Below are 19,315 nucleotides of genomic sequence, written 5' to 3'. Positions count from 1 at the left end.
GCTTTGTTGTTACATCCAGCGATCGCCACCGCGGCGTTTGGGTAGTAATAAGGGTAATAGCAGGCCCAACAACAAGCCACCCAGCAGAATAAATGCACCCAGTACCATCGGCTTTTCCCAGATCGAAGTCTGGGTATTTTCCAGCTGGGTCTTTAACTGCTCGTAAGCACGGTTCGCTTGTTCCAGTTGTTCCAACGCTGTCTGGCGTTCGGTGACTGCCTGATTAAGTTGGCCATTTAGCTGGTCTCGCTGTTGCTCGAGTTGCAGGATCCGTTCATTGCTGCCGGCATACTCCTGCTGCAGATTTTGCAACTGAGTGACCAGCCCAGGCGTATAAGTGACATATTCTTTTGGTAACCAACCGGTTTTATTCGCTTCATACTGCACTTGGGCATAACCGGTTTCGCTGTCCTCGGCAAGGTATGTCACGCTTTGTCCGGCGTTGACGGTACCGACAATACGGTACTGATTGCTGGGGCCAGAATGTAAATAAACCACCAGTGCGTCACTGATAAAAGCAGGCTTACTGTTGTCCTGGGCCTGCACCGGCTGGCTGATACATAAGCTGACGGCAGAAATTATTACCAACAGGGTGCTTTTAATTAATCTGAACATAGGTATCCTGAGCTTATTCTTATAAAACATCATTGCGGACAATCTCTTGGATGATAGGGAGTTGCGCCGCAATTGACAAGGTTTAAAACGATGCAGCATTTTTGTGCTGCCACCTAAGCACACAGAGTAGCAGATGAGTACTGAACTAGAGCTGAAGTTTGCCCTGCCAGGGGCATTTTTGTCGCAATTAATAACGATGCTGCCCCAATTGGGGAGAATCAACAGTCAGGACAGCACTGGTTTACTTAACGCTTATTTTGATACTACCGGGCGTTGGTTTCGCCGCCATGATATGGGCCTGCGTAGCAGGCAAAAGCGCGGGCACTTTGAGCAAACCTTAAAACTGGCCGGTAAGCAGCATGGTGCTATGCAACTGCGGCCGGAATATAATTTACCCTGCAGCAGTGTGACACCGCAGCTGAGCGCTTTTGACAGTACAATCTGGCCAGCAGGTACAGATGTCGAGCAGTTGCAGTTGCAGCTAACCGAGTTGTTTCGCACCGATTTTCACCGCCATAGCTGGCAATTACTGTGTGCTGATGGCAGCGTTATTGAGCTGGTGTACGACAGTGGTGAAGTTCGTGCGGCGAACCAGAGCGAAGCCATCGCTGAACTGGAGCTGGAATTTATCAGTGGCAATGCTGCGCAGTTATTTGTGCTGGCGCGACAGCTGATCACGGCTTTACCGCTACGCACGGGTTTTTTAAGTAAAGCGGCGCGAGGTTATTTACTGGCGGCAGGGGCCAAGCCAACGTTACCACAAAACACGGCCAATACTTTGGCTGCACAATTGACGGCGTTGCAACAAGCCGAGGTTTGCTACACCAGGGCACCGTCAGTTTTGGCGCTGGCGGCAGCCGCAGCAGCTATGACTAAGCTGCAAGGATTGTTGGCGCAGCAACAGGATAGCGCTGCGGCCCATGCCGCATCATTGGCGCAACAGCTTGGGCAACAACGCGATGTGTTTGCCATGGCAGACTATAACCTGTTGCTGCTACAACTGACACAGCAGTTATTTTTGGCAGATACAGGAGCGAGCAATGCCGACGGCTGAAATTAATTCAGTGCTGGCGCAGCGGTTAAGCCAACACAATACCGCTGGCTTATCACAAGCGGCATTGGCTGTGCTGCAGCGACTACTCAGTGCCAGCGATTTTATCAACCGCACTCTAATGCAGCAGCCTGAGCTGCTGGCCAGCTTTACTGACATTGACTGCCTCAGCGCAGCATTACTGCAAAATATAGATGTGATGTCGCAGTTGGACGTTGCCAATGAAGCGGCGGTATTTGCCCGCCTGCGTCAGTATCGTAATGCTCAACTGTGCCGCATTCTGGCGGCTGATATTCTGCAGTTACAACCTGTTACGTCCAGCCTGGCTCAGGTATCACAGTTGGCCGATGTACTTATAAATGCCGCTTATCAGTGGGCTTATCAGCAACTCGCGGCACAATGGGGCACCCCCCTGGACGAAGCCGGACAGCCAATGCCGCTACTTATATTAGGCATGGGTAAACTTGGCGGTGGCGAGTTAAATTTCTCTTCTGACATTGACCTTATTTTTACTTATCCGGCCAATGGTGACACCCAGGGCGGTAGGCGCAGTTGTGAGCACCAGCAGTTTTTTACCCGGCTGGGGCAAAAAGTGATTGCCGCGCTGCATCAGGTTACTGCGGATGGTTTTGTTTACCGCGTTGATATGCGGCTACGGCCTTTTGGCGATAGCGGCCCGCTGGTTATGAGCTTTGCTGCCATGGAAGATTACTATCAGGAGCAAGGCCGCGAATGGGAGCGCTACGCCATGCTAAAAGCGCGGGTACTAAATCCGGATGGCAGACACAGCGCTGAGTTACAGCAGCTACTGCGGCCTTTTATCTATCGGCGTTATATTGATTTTTCGGCTATTGAATCGTTGCGGCGGATGAAACAGCAAATTGAACAGGAAAACCGCCGTCTAAACCGCCGTGACAATATTAAGCTTGGTGCCGGTGGTATTCGTGAAGTGGAGTTTGTGGTGCAAACACTGCAGTTAATCCGTGGTGGCAGAATTCCGGCATTGCAGCAGCAGTCTTTATTGCGCGCGCTGGATGTGCTGCAGGCAGAGCTTATTTTAACCTCGGATCAGGTTGCCCAGCTGCGTGCCGACTATTTGTGGTTGCGCCAGGTAGAGCAAGCCCTGCAGGGGCTTGACGATAAACAAACCCAAACCCTGCCACAGCAGCCACTGCTGCGCGAGCAACTGCTCAGAGCCTTGTCGGTTGATAGCTGGCCGCGGTTACAATCGTTAATTGAGCAGGCGATGCAACGTATCCATCAGCAATTTAAATTGGTGATAGATAACGGCGAAGAACCTGATGCCCAGGACGTTAGCCTGGGTAAACTGATTTGGGACAGCGAGCAAAATGCTCAGGAGCTGGCATCCCAGCTAGACTGGCTGGATGAAGCCGACGCAACCGCGTTAATTCAACAGTTGCAACAATTCCGGCAAGATTGTCAGAAACGCAGTGTCGGCCCGCGCGGGCGTGACTATCTGGCTAAGCTGGTCCCGTTGCTGCTGCATATACTGCAACAGCAACAATGCCATGTCGCCGTGTTAAACCGGGTGTTGCTAGTGTTTGGCCAGATTGTAACCCGTACCGCTTATCTTGAGTTGCTGTTTGAAAACACGGCGGCGTTGCAGCAACTGGTATTACTGTGTAACCGCAGCGGTTGGCTGGCAGAACAGCTGGCGCGTTATCCGATGTTGCTGGACGAGCTGATTGACCCGGCACAGCTGTACCAGATAGCCAGCCAGGCCGATTATACGGCTCGCTTACAGCAACACATGTTGCGGGTAGATCCGGCCGACCTTGAGCTGCAAATGGAAACCCTGCGTCAGTATAAGCAGGCGCAGCAACTGCGTATTGCTGCGGCTGATATTACAGGTGTGCTGCCACTGATGAAAGTCAGCGACCATCTCACCTGGCTGGCAGAGGCCATAGTGACGCAGGTAGTTGAGCTGGCCTGGCAGCAGATGACAGCGCGTTATGGAGCGCCTGTGCAGTGCAGTGCCGAGGATAAAGGCCTGGCCGTTATTGCCTATGGCAAGCTGGGTGGGCTGGAGCTGGGCTATGGTTCAGATCTGGATCTGGTGTTTGTGCACAATTGCAGCAGCCAGGCTAGTACCGACGGTGATCGCAGCATAGATGCCATGCAATTTTACTTAAAACTGGTGCAGCGTGTATTGCACCTGTGTACTACGCGTACTAGCAGCGGCGTATTGTATGAGGTTGATACCAGACTGCGACCATCAGGCAATTCCGGCTTACTGGCTATTCATATTGAGACCTATGGCGAGTATTTAGAGCAACAAGCCTGGACCTGGGAACATCAGGCGCTGGTACGAGCCCGGGCGATTTATGGCAGCACAGCGTTATGCCAACGCTTTAGTGAAATACGCCAGCAAATTCTTTGTCTTAGCCGGGTACCGGACAAGCTAAAAGATGATGTGCTGCAAATGCGGCAAAAACTCCGGCAGCACCATGGTGCCACAACCGACGATCCCAAGCACAGTGCCGGTGGTATCATTGATCTGGAATTTATCAGTCAATATCTGGTGTTGGCTTATGGTGTAAAGCACCCGGCATTGTACCAGTACAGCGATAATATCCGTATTTTGGAAGCCGCGGCCCAAAGTGGTTTGTTGCCGGCAGAAGAGGTATTGCAATTGCAGCAGGCTTATCAGCTATTACGTGGTGCCGGCCATCGCCAGACTCTGGCGCCGGCAACCTTGCCGGCGCAGGATGAATTGCAGCAGGCAAAGGTTGTGGTAGAGAACGTATGGCAACGCTTATTTTTCGCGCCGCTTATCTAGGCTTGGCGGGTGGCGTGTCTGCGGTAATACAAAATTGCTTCAGATGTGCATTGGCTTTGTCGGTAATCACTGCTGCTCGCTCCAACGGGCAGTAATAAGCCAGCACCGGCGAGCTGAAATCCGGTGCTATAGCCATAGCCACTTCATGCAGCGTTTCTATTAATGTCGTGTCAGTCTGAAAATAATGTTTAACGACATAGTCGCGCGGCAACGTCCAATACAGCTCTAGCCCTTCTGCCCGGGCATATTCAGTCAGTTTGTTTTTTACTGTATCCCCTTCGCGAAACCTGCGGTCTGTAACCTGCCCGCGCCAGTTTTTATTGCCGGGCACTGTCACTTTGCCACGTTGTACTAACTGACCTGTTAGCTTATCACTGGTGTCTGGCAGGTTTATTCTAAATTCAGACAACTGTTTGGCACCATCTGCAATCGAGCCACGGATTTTGCCATAAAATTCGCTGAAACTATCAGCAGCTTTATTAGCCGTATCTTTGCGGATCAGAAAATCTGGTTTCGTAATGAGCAAATACGCCATGCCACCCAGCAGCACTAACAGTACAATGTTGCGGATCCAGAACCACATACTTAAGCTCCTTTGTACAGTGACGGCGCCGACGCGTCGGGCCGGGTTTTAAAGCGCCGGTGTAACCACATATATTGTTCGGGATGGCGCAGCACGGCTTGCTCTACCCATTGGTTTACCCGGCTGACATCGGCCTTATCGTCGCCGGTAGGAAAGGGCGACAACGCTGGTAATGCCTCAACCTGATAGCCGCGGTTATTACCAAGCCGGCTGGTAATAATAGGCAACACCACACAGTTAGCGGCATTGGCAAATAATAGTGTACCGGTGGTAGTTGCAGCATCTGGCACGGCAAAGAAAGGCACAAATTCGCTGCGATTGCGGCCATAATCTTGATCCGGCAGATAAAAGCACACTTCGCCCTGGTTTAACGCCATGATAAGGCCTTTTACGTCGCGTTTGCCAATCATATACTTGTTAGACCGGTTGCGGCCATGATACTGCAGATAGTCCATCAGCGGGTTATTGTGCGGCCGGTAAAAGCCAACGCTGGGATGGGTTAAACCAAATACTCGCCCGGCCGCTTCCAGGTGCAAAAAATGCGCCGCCAGTAACAATACGCCTTTGCCTTCATCCAGTGCCGACTGTATATGTTGGTAACCTTTAAAATGAGCCAACTTACGAAAACGCCAACCTGGCCACCACCAACCAATCACGGTATCGAACAACGCTTTACCGGTTTCTTCAAAGTTACGCTTAACCAGGTTTTCCCGCTCACTGGCGCTTTGCTGCGGAAAGCACAGCTCAATATTGCGCCGCGCTACTTTTGCTCGCGATTTCATTACTTTATATAGCAAGCGGCCAAAACTTTGGCCCAGCCACATTAAAGCCGGATAAGGTAACCAGCTGATTAGCCACAGTAAGGCAGCACCAAGCCATAACAACCAATATTTGGGCAACAAAAAACGCCAGCTAAACTGCGGAGCCTGAACCACATGAAACCCTCAGTGTAAATTAATGCGCTATTGTAGCGAAAAACCACCGCAGGGACAGAGAAAACTGGTAGGAGGATAAGCAGGCTGTAAAAAGTAACAGTATTGACCTTAAAGTAATAATTGCTACATTAAATTGCCTAATATAACTTTTCTGAGGTCTAAATGTTAAAAAATAAACTGCTTATTTTAGTTGCTACCGCTTTACCATTTTTTGCTTCTGCTCAAAATGGCTACTGGGAATATCGCGAAGTATGCGATTATCGCACGGTTCAAACCAATGAACCTTATACGTTGTGCACTTACAGTGGGTCTCTTCAGACGTTCCACAATGGTAGGTTTCTTTCTGAATGGACAACGTCAAGTGAAGTGAAAAATGGCCATGTCGCCTGTTCATCACAAATGTATACTAGTACATCTAAGTTTTATCAAGCGCCATCTTACTGGGACTCTGCTACCAACAGATACGTCTATCCGCCAGCTGAATGGATACATTTATCCGGTTGGATTGGGCTTGCAAGTACATCTCATCTGAATAGAACTACTAGCCGTACTGAGGTTGTGCCAGGATCTTGCAGAGAAGAACGCGTTTGGATCCCGTTGTGCGAAGGCTGCCAAATCCCATAAACTAAAACTTAAAACACCTTTCTGAGCTAAATACTTAGAGAGGTGTTTTATTATTACTGGCGTGAATATTTTTATATTGCACTGAAAACGAAGCGGCTTCACTGCAAGTGAAGCCTGACATACTGGCGTAGTGTTTACTTAAGACTATTGTTAATTGCCAGTAAGTCTTGCTCAGTTAAATTACCAGCAGCCTGGCGTAACTGTAATACCGCAGTGATGTAGTCATAGCGGGCACTTGACAGGTTACGACGGGCTTCAAACAGGTTGCGGGTGCTTTGCAGCACGTCGACGATAGTACGGGTACCCACCTCAAAACCGGCTTCAGTAGCGTTTAACGCACTTTCTGCCGACACTACCGCTTGTTCTAAGGCCCGGATAGATGAAATAAGCGCATTAACGCTATTAAAAGAGCTACGAACCTGACGAATTACCGCGCGGTGGTTTAACTCCAGCGTTTGGCTTACTTCTACGTAGTTGGCTTTGGCGACTTCTACCCCGGCAGATACACCGCCACCGCTGTATACTGGTACTTTCAGTTCGAGACCAAAAGAACTGTTATCTATGCGATCAGCACCTGAAGCCTTGCCTGTACCCAGTTTTGCAGTTAACCCCAGCGTTGGATAATGGCCTGCTCTGGCCAGTTCAATATCTTTATCGGCAATCTGCAGTAATAAGCGCTGGCTTTTTAATACCAGATTATTGTCCTGGGCTAAGGTTACCCAGCTTTGTATCGCTGTTGGAGTTGGTGCACCAGGGGCAAACTTATCGGTATTCAGTTGGGCTAAGTCTTCATGGTACTGACCGGTAATTTCGCGTAAAAACTCGCGCGCGTTTTCCAGTTCATTCTCAGCGCCGATTTCCCGTGCCTGCGCACTGTCAAACTGGGCCTGAGCTTCGTGAACATCGGTGATAGCCGTTAAACCTACTTTAAAGCGTTGTTTGGTTTGCTCTAGCTGGCGCTCAATAGAGCGTTTTTCTGCCTGCGCAAAGCCTAAACCATCTACCGCACGCAGCACATTAAAATAGGCGTCGGTAACCCTTACAATCAGGTTTTGCATTTCACTGTCATAGGTGGTTTGTAACTGCAAGGCGGACTGCTCGGCGCGGGACAGGTTGTTCCAATTCTCCCAGCTAAACAAAGATTGTTGTAATGTCACGCTTGCAGATGTGGCATTGGGTGCGTCAAAACTACTACTGGCTCTGTCGTCACGGCCAAAACCGGCGGAAGCAGTAATGTTGGGTAACAATTTTGCGCGCTGCACATCAATACGCAGGGCTGCTGCATCGCGGGTGGCTGCGGCACGCAAAACCGTTGGGTCTTTTTGCGTGGCTAACTGATAAACTTCTTGCAGGTCTGCTGCGTAAATAGGCAAGCTAAACAAACCGAATGATGATGCGAATAAGGTGCTGATTAACGTCTTTTTCATTATTACCAATCCTGGCCAGACTAAAGGAAATTGCACGAATATTACTCTGTTACGGTAAACTAAGTAATCATTAAACCGTAAAGTTACCCGCAAGAGTGTAACAGAATGTGAGCACATTTATGACGAAATTGAACATAGCGCAGTATCCGGCATTTGGCGCTGAAGATGTGGAGATTATCGATAAAACCACGGTTTTTCAGGGTTTTTTCCGGCTTGACCGCTATAGCTTGCGTCATAAACTGTTTAACGGTGGCTGGAGTGAGCCAATGCAGCGGGAAATTTTCGAGCGCGGCCATGCGGTTGTGGTATTGCCTTACAATGCGGCCACCGATGAGCTGGTGTTAATTGAGCAATTCCGCCTTGGCGCTATGAGCAGCAGCGCCAGCCCGTGGCTGCTCGAAGCTATCGCCGGCATGATAGACCCGGGTGAAACGCCGGCACAGGTGGCGCAGCGTGAAGCACAAGAAGAAGCCGGCTTAACAATGACCGAGCTTTGGCCTATGCTAAGCTACTTGTCCAGCCCCGGTGGCACTACCGAGCGGATCCAACTGTTCTTGGGGCGGTTAACCGCACCGGTGCAAACAGGTGTATTTGGTTTGGCACAGGAGCATGAAGATATAAAGGTACATGTATTAGCGCGTGAGCAGGCCATGCAATTGCTGGCTGAACAAAAGATAGATAACGCCGCCAGCGTCATTGCCCTGCAGTGGTTGGCACTTAATCTGGATAAAGTTAAAGCAGCCTGGGGGGCCTAACGTGTGGCTTAAGCGTAATAAGTATGTGCCGGTGTTGCCAGATTTTCTGGCGCTGTGCGAGCGCAATTATGCTCAGCTTAACCGCTACCTGTCGGCTGATACTGCAGCCGGGCAGAGTACCGACATCAGCATAAACCTGCAACACTGCTACCGCGTAAGCGTTACTGACGTTGCGCCTTTTACCACGACGTTACGCATTGAATTGTTACAAACAAACCATGCGCTGTTCCGGCCTGGTTTTGTGGTGCGCTTGTACCATGACGCCCAACTGGCTGAAGTATTATCTTGCCAGCATATCAGCCGCTTTAAAGCGCGGTACGATTATCCCAATACTGACATGCTGTTGCCGGATGAAAAGCAACAAATTAACCTGCTGCTGCGTGACTGGCTAAAGCTTTGTGCCGGCCAGGGCTATATAAATAAAGAGTTGGCCTTTAGTTGATGCAGTATGTTTTTCCGGTCAGGGCGCAGTACCGGCTTGCACAAATTACCGATTGCCACTTGCTGGCAGATGAAGACGGCTGGTATCAGCAGGTGCAACCGGCGCGGCATTTGGCCGCAATAGTGCAGCAGCTGCTGGCAGAGCAACCGGATGCTGTGTTGCTAACCGGCGATCTAACACAAGATCATACAGCTGCATCTTATCAATTGCTGGCACAGTTGCTTAGGCCACTGCAATGCCCGGTATTTGTTACGCCGGGAAATCACGACGACATGGCTATGTTGGCCGCGCTGGCTGAGCAAACACCGTTTCGCGCTGAGCGCAGCCTTATACTGAGCAACTGGCTTATTGCCCTGCTAAACAGCAAAGGCGACACTCCGGCTGGTGCTTTTCATGCCACAGAGCAACAATGGTTAGCCCGGCAAATGCAACGAAGCGTTGCAAGCGATATTTGGCTGTTTTGCCATCATCATCCGTTGCCGCTTAATTGTTTTATTGATAAACATGGCCAGCAGGATGCCGGGCGCTTATGGCAGAGTATTAGCGCCAGCACGGGCATTCGCGGCATAGCGCATGGCCACGCCCACTATGCCTATCAGACACAGCATCAGGGGGTAACTATAGTTGGTTGCCCGGCTAGCTCAGTGCAGTTTAGGGCTACTGCAGATTGGCAAACCTACGATGCTGGTCCGCAATGGTGCGACTGGTACTTCGGGCCAGGCGGCGAAGTTAGCTGGCAGTTTAGACAGTTATAAGTTCAGACAGTGAGTACAATTAGATTAAATGAAGAAAGTTATTTACCTGCATGGCTTTGCCAGCTCGTCGCAATCAGAAAAAGCCCGGCTGACCACTGCATTTTTTCATCAGTATTACCCAAAGGTAGATTATACTGCGCTGGATTTACCCTACGAGCCAATCAGTGCGCTTGCACTGATCCGCCAACAGCTTGGTAAAGCGGACGATGTTGCCTTAATTGGCAGTTCGCTTGGAGGTTTTCTGGCAACCTGTATTGCTGAAGAGCGTGCCTGCCGCGCCTGTTTAATTAACCCGGCAGTGGCACCGCACAAGGTATTGCATCAACACCTCGGGCGCTACTATCATCCGGTGTTGCAGCAGCATTTCGATGTCACTGCGCAGCAGATGCACAGCCTGCAACAACTGATGCCAGGCGTGATACAACAACCAGAGAATTACCTGCTGCTGTTGCAAAGCGGTGATGAAGTGTTAGATTACCGACTTGCGCTGGATTACTATCGTGGCGCCAACATAACATTGCGCGAAGGGGGCGACCACAGCTATATCGGTTATGCCGATGAGCTGCATACCATTGCCCGCTTTTGCCAACTTGCGTAACCCTTTGCCAATTTGAGTAAGTTATTACCAAGTTGCGTAACCGGGCGCTTAATGCTTTAGCGAATGACCGAGATTATGACATCACAACAGTACAACGCCGACTCCATTGAAGTGCTAACCGGCCTTGAGCCCGTGCAGCGTCGCCCCGGTATGTATACCGATACCACCCGGCCAAATCATTTGGGCCAGGAAGTGATTGACAACAGTGTTGATGAAGCCCTGGCCGGCCATGCCGATACCGTGCAGGTGATTTTACACGAAGATCAATCGCTGGAGGTTATCGACAACGGCCGCGGTATGCCGGTAGATATTCACCCGGAAGAAGGAGTTAGCGGTGTCGAACTGATTTTCTGCCGTTTGCATGCCGGTGGTAAATTTTCTAATAAAAACTATCAGTTCTCCGGTGGCTTGCATGGTGTGGGCATTTCGGTGGTTAATGCGTTGTCGAGCCGGGTTGACGTAACGGTGCGTCGCGATGGCAATGTGTATGAAATGGCATTTGAGCACGGTAATAAGGTATCAGAGCTAAGCATTACCGGCACAGTTGGCAAGCGTAATACCGGCAGCCGGGTAAGGTTTTGGCCAACGCCATCGTATTTTGACTCGCCTAAGTTTTCTGTCAGCCGCATGTTGCATGTGCTAAAAGCCAAGGCAGTACTGTGCCCTGGCTTAACGGTGAGTTTTAACGACAAGGTTAATCAGCAGCAGTATCAGTGGTGTTACCAAAATGGCATTAAAGATTATCTGGCAGAATCGGTAAAAGACAGTATTTGCCTGCCAGAGCAGCCGTTTACCGGCGTTTTTTCTGCCAGCACTGAAGCGGTAGAGTGGGCGCTGCTGTGGTTGCCTGAGGGCGGCGAACTGGTGACTGAAAGCTACGTTAACCTGATACCGACGGCACAAGGCGGTACTCATGTGAATGGTTTGCGCCAGGGGTTACTGGAAGCCCTGCGCGAATTTTGTGAATTTCGTAATTTGTTACCGCGCGGTATTAAACTATCGCCGGAAGATATCTGGGATCGTTGCAGTTATATCCTGTCGCTGAAAATGCAAGACCCACAATTTGCCGGCCAAACTAAAGAGCGGTTGTCGTCGCGCCAGTCGGCCGCTTTCGTCGCTGGCATAGTGAAAGATGCCTTTAGCCTGTGGTTAAATGAGCATACCGATATCGCCGAAAGCCTGGCTGATTTTTGCATTAACAACGCACAAAAGCGGCTAAAAGCGGCAAAAAAGGTGGTGCGGAAAAAAGTGACCTCAGGCCCGGCATTACCCGGCAAACTGGCTGACTGTTCGGCACAAGATTTAAACCAGACCGAGTTGTTTCTGGTAGAGGGTGACTCGGCCGGTGGCAGTGCCAAACAGGCGCGTAATCGGGAATTTCAGGCGGTGATGCCGTTGCGCGGTAAAATTCTCAACACCTGGGAAGTCGACTCCGGCCAGATCCTGGCCTCACAAGAAGTGCATGATATCTCCGTGGCCATTGGTATTGACCCGGACAGCAACGATCTGTCGACACTTCGCTATGGCAAAATTTGTATCCTGGCCGATGCCGACTCGGATGGTTTGCATATAGCTACCTTATTATGTGCGCTGTTTATGCGGCATTTCCGCACCCTGGTAGAAGCGGGCCATGTTTATGTCGCTATGCCGCCGTTGTATCGCATAGATATTGGCAAAGACGTGTATTACGCCTTGGACGAAGATGAAAAAAATGGCACTTTAGACCGCATAGAAGCCGAGAAAAAGCGCGGTAAGGTGAATGTGCAGCGCTTTAAAGGCCTGGGCGAAATGAACCCGCTGCAACTGCGCGAAACCACTATGGATCCCAACACCCGCCGTCTGGTGCAGTTAACCATTGACGATGTTGCGCAAACACTGGAGGTTATGGATATGCTGTTGGCAAAAAAACGTGCGACTGACCGGCGTGACTGGCTCGAGCTAAAAGGTGATAAGGCCGCGCTGGCGGTATAGCATACTAAACACAAGGTTAGTCGACAGTGAAAACAAATCTTAACGCCAAAGGGTTGTTAACGGTATTGCTGCTGGGCACTTTGTTGCTGGCAGCCAATATCGTGGCGGCACAACCGCAATGGCTGGCGCAGGTGGCAGCAGATAAGCGTCAGCAGCCGGAAGCCATGCTGGCATTGTTTGACCAGTATCAGGCTGAGTTAGCCTTGCTTACCACTGAGCAACGTGCCAATGCCCGTTATCAGCACGCCGCGCTATTAGGTATTTTAGGCCGGCACCAGGAACAACAACAAGCGGCAGAACAAGGGCTGGCAGAGCTGGGCGATAACCCCTTGTTGTTAAAGGTTAAATTGCTGTATGAGCTTGGCTTTGCCCGCGAGATGCAGGCCGATTACCAGGCTGCTTTGCAGCATTATTTAGATGGCATTACGCTGGCGACACATCTGGAAAACGAAAAATACATCCTGTATGGCCAGATTAATCACGCCGCTATTTTAAGTAGCCGGAATAATATGCAACAGGCGCTGGCGTTGCTTAAAGATACTTATCAACGCGCTCAGACGTTAAATGATGCAGAAGTCAGCGCTGAAGTGATGTCTGAGCTGGGTTTACTCTATGCGTCTCTGGCGTATGAGCAAGAGGCTATCAGCCTGTTAAAACAGGCGCTTGTGGCCTACGAGCAACTGGGCTGGCAAAAAGAGCAAATTACCGTATTGTTTAATCTGGCGCGCACTTACAGCTATATCGAGCAATTTGATCAGGCGTTGCAAACCTATAACGCTATGCTGCAGAAAAGCTTGCAAGTGCAGGATCAGATAAATCTGTACCATGCTTATCTGGGGCTGGCAATTGCCAGTAGTGACAGTGGCCGGGCAAATGCCGCTTTGTCCTATATTGCCAAGGCCGAACAGTATTTACCGCAGTTACAATCAAAATCGCATTTGTCCACCCATCACTTTGAAAAAGCCCAAATTTTTCAGAAGATTAAACAAACATCACTGGCAATGCAGCAGGTGATACTGGCAGAGCAGCGGCTGACAGAAGAGGGCATAGAAGCCGATAGCCCAACCCGGTTAAACGTCTGGTACCTAAAAGCCCGACTGCTGGCCGAGCAAGGCGAATACGACAAAGCCTATCAGCAGCTGCATGACTTTATTTTTGTGTTCCAGGACGCCCGCAACAAAGAAAACGAATTGGCGTTTGAGCAGTTGCGGCTGAGCTTTGATCAAGAGCGCCAACAGCAGCAAACCCGCTTATTGCAGCAAGACAACGAATTAAAAGCGCTGCGGTTGAGCGAAGCTGAACGCGAACAGAAAATTCAACTATTGTGGCTGGCTATTTTAGGCTGCAGTACGCTGGTGTTACTGGTGCTGTTGCTGTGGCAGCTAACCAGACGTAAACAAAAATTTCTTAATCAGGCTGCAGACTCAGCCGGGCAACAGGACAACGCATGACCGAGACAGTGATCGCACAAGACGGCACCGAGCAGCTGGCGCTGCGCCGTTTTACCGAAGAAGCCTATCTGAACTATTCGATGTACGTCATTATGGACCGGGCTCTACCGCACATTGGTGATGGCTTAAAGCCGGTGCAGCGGCGCATTGTGTATGCTATGTCAGAGTTGGGTTTGTCGCATCTGGCAAAATATAAAAAGTCGGCTCGTACCGTCGGTGACGTGTTGGGTAAGTTTCACCCGCATGGCGACAGCGCGTGCTACGAAGCGATGGTGTTGATGGCTCAGCCATTTTCTTACCGCTATCCGCTGGTAGACGGTCAGGGCAACTGGGGCGCGCCGGATGATCCTAAATCCTTTGCTGCTATGCGTTACACCGAAGCCAAGTTGTCGCGCTTCTCTGAAGTACTGCTGTCTGAACTCGGTGCCGGCACAGCCGACTGGGTGCCAAACTTTGATGGCACACTAGACGAGCCCAAAGTGTTACCTGCCCGCCTACCGCACATTTTGTTAAATGGCATTACCGGTATTGCCGTAGGTATGGCCACTGATATTCCGCCGCACAATGTGCGTGAAGTAGCACTGGCTTGTGCTGCGTTGCTGGATAACCCACAGTGCAGTGTCGCCGATTTAATGCACTATGTTAAAGCGCCGGATTATCCAACCGATGCGGAGATTATCAGCCCGGCGGCTGACCTGGCGGCCATTTATGAAACCGGCCGTGGCAGTGTTAAAATGCGTGCTATTTTTAGCCAGGAAGATGGCGATATTGTCATTACTGCGCTGCCGCATCAAACCTCTGGTGCCAAGATCCTGGAGCAAATTGCCGCCCAAATGCAGGCGAAAAAGCTGCCGATGGTCAGTGACTTACGCGATGAGTCAGATCATGAAAACCCGACGCGTATTGTGATCGTGCCGCGTTCAAACCGGATTGACGTAGACCAGCTGATGCAACACTTATTTGCTACCACAGATCTGGAAAGAAGCTATCGGGTTAACCTGAATATTCTCGGGCTGGACAACCGGCCGCGGGTGAAAAACCTGCAGGGTATTTTAAGTGAGTGGCTGGTGTTTCGCCGCGATATCGTGCGCAGGCGGTTGCAGTACCGGCTTAACAAGGTACTGGACCGGCTGCACGTGTTAGACGGCTTGTTAATTGCCTTTTTAAATATCGACGACGTTATCCGGATTATCCGTACCTTTGATGAACCTAAAGCTGAACTTATCGCTTTCTTTGGTATTACCGAGCGCCAGGCTGAGGCGATTTTAGAGCTGAAGTTACGCCACCTGGCCAAACTGGAAGAAATGAAAATTCGCGGCGAGCAAGATGAGCTTGCCAAAGAACGCGACAAACTTGAAGCCATTTTAGGCTCGGAAAAAAAGCTCACTAAGCTTATTCGCGATGAACTGCTTGCCGATGCAGAGAAATACGGTGATGAGCGCAGAAGCCCGCTGGTGCAACGTGGTGAAGCCAAAGCGTTAAGTGAAAAAGAGCTGCTGCCCAGCGAACCGGTAACTGTAGTGTTGTCTGAAAAAGGTTGGGTACGCTGCGCTAAAGGCCATGATATCGACGGCAATGTTCTAAGCTACAAAGCCGGTGATGCGTTTAAAGCACTCGCCAGCGGACGCTCAAACCAGCAGGCAGTGTTTATTGACTCGTCCGGCCGCAGCTTTGCTACTGAAGCGCATGAGTTACCCTCAGCCCGCGGCCAGGGCGAGCCGTTAAGTGGCCGCTTTGCCGTAGTAGCCGGTGAGAGCTTTGATCACGTACTGCTGGGTGATGAGAAGCAAACCTTGCTATTGGCCAGTGACGCCGGCTACGGCTTTGTTGCGCAATACAGTGATTTACTCAGCCGCAATAAGGCCGGTAAAGCCGTACTGAGTTTGCCTACCGGGGCCAAAGTGTTACCGCCGCAGGTGATTAAACAGCCGGATACTGATGTGGTGCTGTGTATTTCTAACGAAGGGCGAATGCTGGTGTTTCCAGTGGCAGACTTACCGAAACTGAGCAAAGGCAAAGGTAATAAACTGATGTCGATACCCTCAAGCCGTGCCGCCAGCCGCGAAGAATACGTTTGCCAGCTGGCAATAGTGCCTGCAGCTGGCAGTGTTACCCTGGTAGCCGGCAAACGTAAGCTGGGGTTAAAAGCCGATGATTTAGCGCACTACCATGGTGAACGTGGCAGACGTGGTAATAAGTTGCCGCGGGGGCTGCAGCGTATTGACGAAGTGCTGGTAAATCAGCCTGACGATGGCAGTGATCAAACCAGCAATACCGAATAAAGCCGTTATACTGGGCGCCTTTTTTACGGCGCCCTTTTTGTAAAAGCAGTCAGGTAAGCGCAGTCAGTTGGAGAATGCGGTGATAGCGGTAGTACGGTTAATTTTATTAGTGCTGTTTTTTATTGGCAGCACAATAGCAGGCTTGTTGCTGTGTTTAGTGCGGCCATTTCATGCTAACAACGTATTCATTTTTTCCCACTGGTATGGCTGGGCCTCATGGATATTTGGTATTAAGGTCGAAATTCGTAAGTATCAGGGGGCTGATATTGGCCAGCCCTGTGTCTATGTTGCTAACCATCAGAATAATTTAGATTTATTTACCATTAGCAATGCTGTAGAACCGCGTACCGTCACCATAGGTAAAAAAAGCCTGAAATATGTGCCGTTTTTTGGCCAGCTGTACTGGTTAAGCGGCAATATTCTTATCGATCGTAATAATAAGTCGAAGGCACTTAACACCATGCTAGCGGCGGCAGAGCGGATCCGGCGCGATAACTTGTCGGTGTGGATGTTCCCCGAGGGCACCCGCAGCTACGGCCGTGGCCTGCTGCCGTTTAAAATGGGCGCGTTTCATATTGCTATGGAAGCTGGTGTGCCCCTGGTGCCTGTGTGTATGAGCAGTACCCATGGTCAATTTAAACTTAACCGCTGGAACAATGGCAAAGTCATAGTGCAGTTAATGGCGCCGGTTCCTTTGCCCGACAAAGAGCAAATGAATATCCGCCAATTCGCTGAAAAGTTGCACCAGCAGATGCAGGCCCAAATTGCTACGCTTGATAGCGAACTAAGCAACGACTACACTGCCAGCATTAACACAGCTAAAGAGTAATTTTTATGGAAAACTGGCAAGAGTTTACTGAAGACACCATCGCCGCCTTGTTAGAAGACGGCAGCGATCCGGATGCGCAATACACCATTGAACACCACTTTTATGACAAAGACTTCGCCAAGCTGGAAAAACTGGCGGTAGAGCTATTTAAATTGGGCTACGAAGTGACCGACGCCGAAGAAGTCGAGTTTGAAGATGGCGGCAACGCCTGGGTATTCGATGCCATTCGTGAGCAGTCGCTGGTTACTGAAACCATAGTGGCCGATGCCATTAAGCTGGAACAGCTAGCGCACAAGCATAACGTAGAATACGACGGTTGGGGCACCTATTTTGAAGGTGACGAAGACGAGTTCGAGCTGGAAGACGACGAAGAATAAGCTACTGCCTGATGATTACAAAAAGCCGCTGACACAGCGGCTTTTTGGTTATAAATTTGCGTTTAACCACCACCGAGTTTATTCAGCAGTTTGTCTTTAAGTTTATCTTTGGCTTGCTCTTTAACATCAGCCAGTTTGGCATTGAGCATGCTATCAATACTGCCGCTAAGATCCGCCACTTCATCGTCCTGTTGGGTTAACATCGCGGCCCAATCTTGCTGGCCGGCCAGGCCATTCTGTAACTGACTATACAGTTTGGCTTGTAGCTCGTTTTGGTAAGCGGCCACTTTTTGTTTCGCTTCACCCAGCAGCGCATCGCCCAGCAGTTTGTCCAGCGAGGAGCGAACGCTTACATCTGGCGCACTGACTAAGCCGGTGGCGGCAATGTTAAGCGGAATTTGCTGTTGCTGGTTTAGTAGCCCGGCCAGTTGCTGCAAGTATTTATTACCACTGCTGTTAAAGTTTGCTGCGCTTAGTACGACATTGGCTTGCTGCGTAATACGGTTATCGGTCAGGTTGAGCTTGCCGCCTGAGCTGACAAGCCCGGCAGCCAGATCCAGTGCACTGTCTCCTTTACCTAAAGTCATTGGCTTGAGGTTTAAGCCGTCCAGTTGCCAGTTCAGGTTGGTTACCATTTGCTCTAAAATGGCAAAGTCGCCGCTTAGGTTAAACGCCGCCAGTTGCGGTAGCTGTTTTACGTCCAGGGCAAAGGTAGTGGCGCTGTTAATCAGTGCATGCTGCGCAGTAATGTCTTGCAATGTCAGTGTGCCCTCACCACCGCCGAGTAGCCAGTTAACCCGGGCATGCTTAATCCAGACGTTGGGGTAGGGCTGGCTTGGCAGCGGCAAAATACGGTTGGGCAATACCACTTCGGGCTGTGTCGGGCTGTCGTTACTGCCTTGCGGCAGGTTGTCTGGTAAGTAAGGTTTGGCCAGCAGATACAAGCTCTGCAGCTGAGTTATGCGTTCAGCCCACAAGTCGCCGAGTAAAATCTGGCTGATGCCGGCAAGGCCGCCGTCGCTTAAATTCGCCAGTTGCTGCACCTTGCTATAGTCGGCGGCGCTGGCTGTTTTCAGCTCTGTTACGGCTTGTTGCAGCTTATCTTTACTTTGCGTCAGTTGCTGTTTTACCGCCAGCAGTTTGTCTTTCTCTGCGGTTAGTTGTGTTTTTAGTTGCTGTAGCTGCTCCGCTTTAGTTGCTAAGTCGGCCGCATTGCTGATTTTGCTATCGGTTAGCGCCTTTATGTCAGCTTGATATTGCGCCAGCGTATCTTTGTTTGGCAATTGCTGTTGCAGGCTTTTCAGCTGTTGTTGCTCTGTTGCGGCTAGCTGTTTTAATGCTTCGGCTTTGGCCGGCGTTTGTAACTTTGCCCGCGCTATAAGTTCGTCGGCATCGGGTAAATCGACCTGCAGCAGCTTGGCCAGATCAACCTTTTCGCCTGAGGCGCCAGGTGTGCGATACACCGCCCCGGCGTTGCTGCGCTGTGCACCATATTGCAGGCCATCGATGTTTAAATCGTTAACCACATAATAGCCCAGCAGTGCTGGCCACAGCTCAAGCGCTGCCCGGGCATGGCCAAAACTAATGCTATTGTGTGCCGGGTTGGCAGCATCAGTTATTTGCAGGTTATTGACCCGCAGCGCCAACGGCGCCAGCTCAACGGATACTTTATCGATATTGACTTCTGCGCCGACAGCTTTTTCCAGGCTATACACCATGCCCAGCCGAACAGCCGTGCCGGCAAACAGATACACCAGTGCCAGCAATGCGGCCAGAAATACGATAAACACTAACCATCCTGATTTACGTATCATGCCATG

Annotated in this window: 17 protein-coding genes; 12 read left to right on the top strand and 5 right to left on the bottom strand. The window is 50.5% G+C overall.

The window, feature by feature from the left end:
- Positions 1-9: 9 nt before the first annotated feature.
- On the bottom strand, positions 10-615 hold the full coding sequence (locus ACYVIC_RS02510) for a TIGR04211 family SH3 domain-containing protein (RefSeq protein ID WP_460856970.1): 606 nt from the start codon (positions 613-615) through the stop codon (positions 10-12).
- 133 nt (positions 616-748) lie between these two features.
- Between ACYVIC_RS02510 and ACYVIC_RS02505 the strand changes: the two genes are divergently transcribed.
- Entirely contained in the window at positions 749-1,669 is a 921-nt protein-coding gene (locus tag ACYVIC_RS02505; RefSeq protein WP_460856968.1) for a CYTH domain-containing protein, read from the top strand.
- Positions 1,656-4,466 (top strand): bifunctional [glutamate--ammonia ligase]-adenylyl-L-tyrosine phosphorylase/[glutamate--ammonia-ligase] adenylyltransferase, encoded by a 2,811-nt coding sequence (glnE, locus tag ACYVIC_RS02500; protein ID WP_460856966.1) that lies wholly within the window; start codon positions 1,656-1,658, stop codon positions 4,464-4,466. Before ACYVIC_RS02505 ends, glnE begins: the two co-directional genes overlap by 14 nt.
- On the opposite strand, the gene ACYVIC_RS02495 is transcribed toward glnE, so the two are convergent.
- Together ACYVIC_RS02495 and lpxL are read right to left on the bottom strand one after the other, a co-directional pair.
- Complete coding sequence (locus ACYVIC_RS02495) at positions 4,459-5,049, bottom strand: TcpQ domain-containing protein (protein WP_460856964.1); 591 nt, start codon at positions 5,047-5,049, stop codon at positions 4,459-4,461. The genes glnE and ACYVIC_RS02495 overlap by 8 nt on opposite strands.
- A gap of 2 nt (positions 5,050-5,051) precedes the next feature.
- Positions 5,052-5,984 (bottom strand): LpxL/LpxP family Kdo(2)-lipid IV(A) lauroyl/palmitoleoyl acyltransferase, encoded by a 933-nt coding sequence (gene lpxL / locus ACYVIC_RS02490; protein WP_460856963.1) that lies wholly within the window; start codon positions 5,982-5,984, stop codon positions 5,052-5,054.
- A gap of 162 nt (positions 5,985-6,146) precedes the next feature.
- Here lpxL and ACYVIC_RS02485 point away from each other — a divergent pair, with 162 nt between their 5' ends.
- A complete protein-coding gene (locus tag ACYVIC_RS02485; protein ID WP_460856961.1) occupies positions 6,147-6,608 on the top strand; it encodes a hypothetical protein in 462 nt (153 codons plus the stop codon).
- Between the two features lie 134 nt (positions 6,609-6,742).
- On the opposite strand, the gene tolC is transcribed toward ACYVIC_RS02485, so the two are convergent.
- The gene (tolC, locus tag ACYVIC_RS02480; RefSeq protein WP_460856959.1) at positions 6,743-8,035 is read right to left on the bottom strand and encodes an outer membrane channel protein TolC; all 1,293 of its coding nucleotides are present in this window, start codon (positions 8,033-8,035) and stop codon (positions 6,743-6,745) included.
- 119 nt (positions 8,036-8,154) lie between these two features.
- On the opposite strand from tolC, the gene nudF reads away from it, so the two are divergent.
- The 9 genes from nudF to rraB all read left to right on the top strand — a co-directional run bounded on the left by nudF (position 8,155) and on the right by rraB (position 17,495).
- Positions 8,155-8,790 carry an ADP-ribose diphosphatase gene (gene nudF / locus ACYVIC_RS02475; protein WP_460856958.1) on the top strand — a complete coding sequence of 212 codons (636 nt, stop codon included), beginning with the start codon at positions 8,155-8,157 and terminating at the stop codon, positions 8,788-8,790.
- Between the two features lies 1 nt (position 8,791).
- On the top strand, positions 8,792-9,232 hold the full coding sequence (locus tag ACYVIC_RS02470) for a DUF1249 domain-containing protein (protein WP_460856956.1): 441 nt from the start codon (positions 8,792-8,794) through the stop codon (positions 9,230-9,232).
- The gene (locus ACYVIC_RS02465) at positions 9,232-9,987 is read left to right on the top strand and encodes a metallophosphoesterase family protein (protein ID WP_460857224.1); all 756 of its coding nucleotides are present in this window, start codon (positions 9,232-9,234) and stop codon (positions 9,985-9,987) included. The genes ACYVIC_RS02470 and ACYVIC_RS02465 overlap by 1 nt, the downstream gene beginning before the upstream one ends.
- 28 nt (positions 9,988-10,015) lie before the next feature.
- Positions 10,016-10,585 carry a YqiA/YcfP family alpha/beta fold hydrolase gene (locus ACYVIC_RS02460; RefSeq protein WP_460856954.1) on the top strand — a complete coding sequence of 190 codons (570 nt, stop codon included), beginning with the start codon at positions 10,016-10,018 and terminating at the stop codon, positions 10,583-10,585.
- A gap of 75 nt (positions 10,586-10,660) precedes the next feature.
- Positions 10,661-12,556, top strand: a complete 1,896-nt coding sequence (gene parE, locus ACYVIC_RS02455; protein WP_460856952.1) for a DNA topoisomerase IV subunit B — start codon at positions 10,661-10,663, stop codon at positions 12,554-12,556.
- Between the two features lie 26 nt (positions 12,557-12,582).
- Positions 12,583-14,007 carry a tetratricopeptide repeat protein gene (locus ACYVIC_RS02450; RefSeq protein WP_460856950.1) on the top strand — a complete coding sequence of 475 codons (1,425 nt, stop codon included), beginning with the start codon at positions 12,583-12,585 and terminating at the stop codon, positions 14,005-14,007.
- On the top strand, positions 14,004-16,289 hold the full coding sequence (gene parC / locus ACYVIC_RS02445; RefSeq protein ID WP_460856949.1) for a DNA topoisomerase IV subunit A: 2,286 nt from the start codon (positions 14,004-14,006) through the stop codon (positions 16,287-16,289). The genes ACYVIC_RS02450 and parC overlap by 4 nt, the downstream gene beginning before the upstream one ends.
- 79 nt (positions 16,290-16,368) lie before the next feature.
- Positions 16,369-17,118 (top strand): 1-acylglycerol-3-phosphate O-acyltransferase, encoded by a 750-nt coding sequence (locus ACYVIC_RS02440; RefSeq protein WP_460856947.1) that lies wholly within the window; start codon positions 16,369-16,371, stop codon positions 17,116-17,118.
- A 5-nt stretch (positions 17,119-17,123) separates the two neighbouring features.
- A complete protein-coding gene (gene rraB, locus ACYVIC_RS02435) occupies positions 17,124-17,495 on the top strand; it encodes a ribonuclease E inhibitor RraB (protein ID WP_460856945.1) in 372 nt (123 codons plus the stop codon).
- Positions 17,496-17,557: 62 nt separating this feature from the next.
- On the opposite strand, the gene ACYVIC_RS02430 is transcribed toward rraB, so the two are convergent.
- Positions 17,558-19,309 (bottom strand): TIGR03545 family protein, encoded by a 1,752-nt coding sequence (locus ACYVIC_RS02430; RefSeq protein ID WP_460856943.1) that lies wholly within the window; start codon positions 19,307-19,309, stop codon positions 17,558-17,560.
- Between the last annotated feature and the right edge of the window lie 6 nt (positions 19,310-19,315).

The organism is Rheinheimera gaetbuli (genome assembly GCF_054781935.1).
The sequence above is the reverse complement of the archived record's forward strand: the minus strand, read 5'-3'. Positions and strand labels throughout refer to the sequence as shown.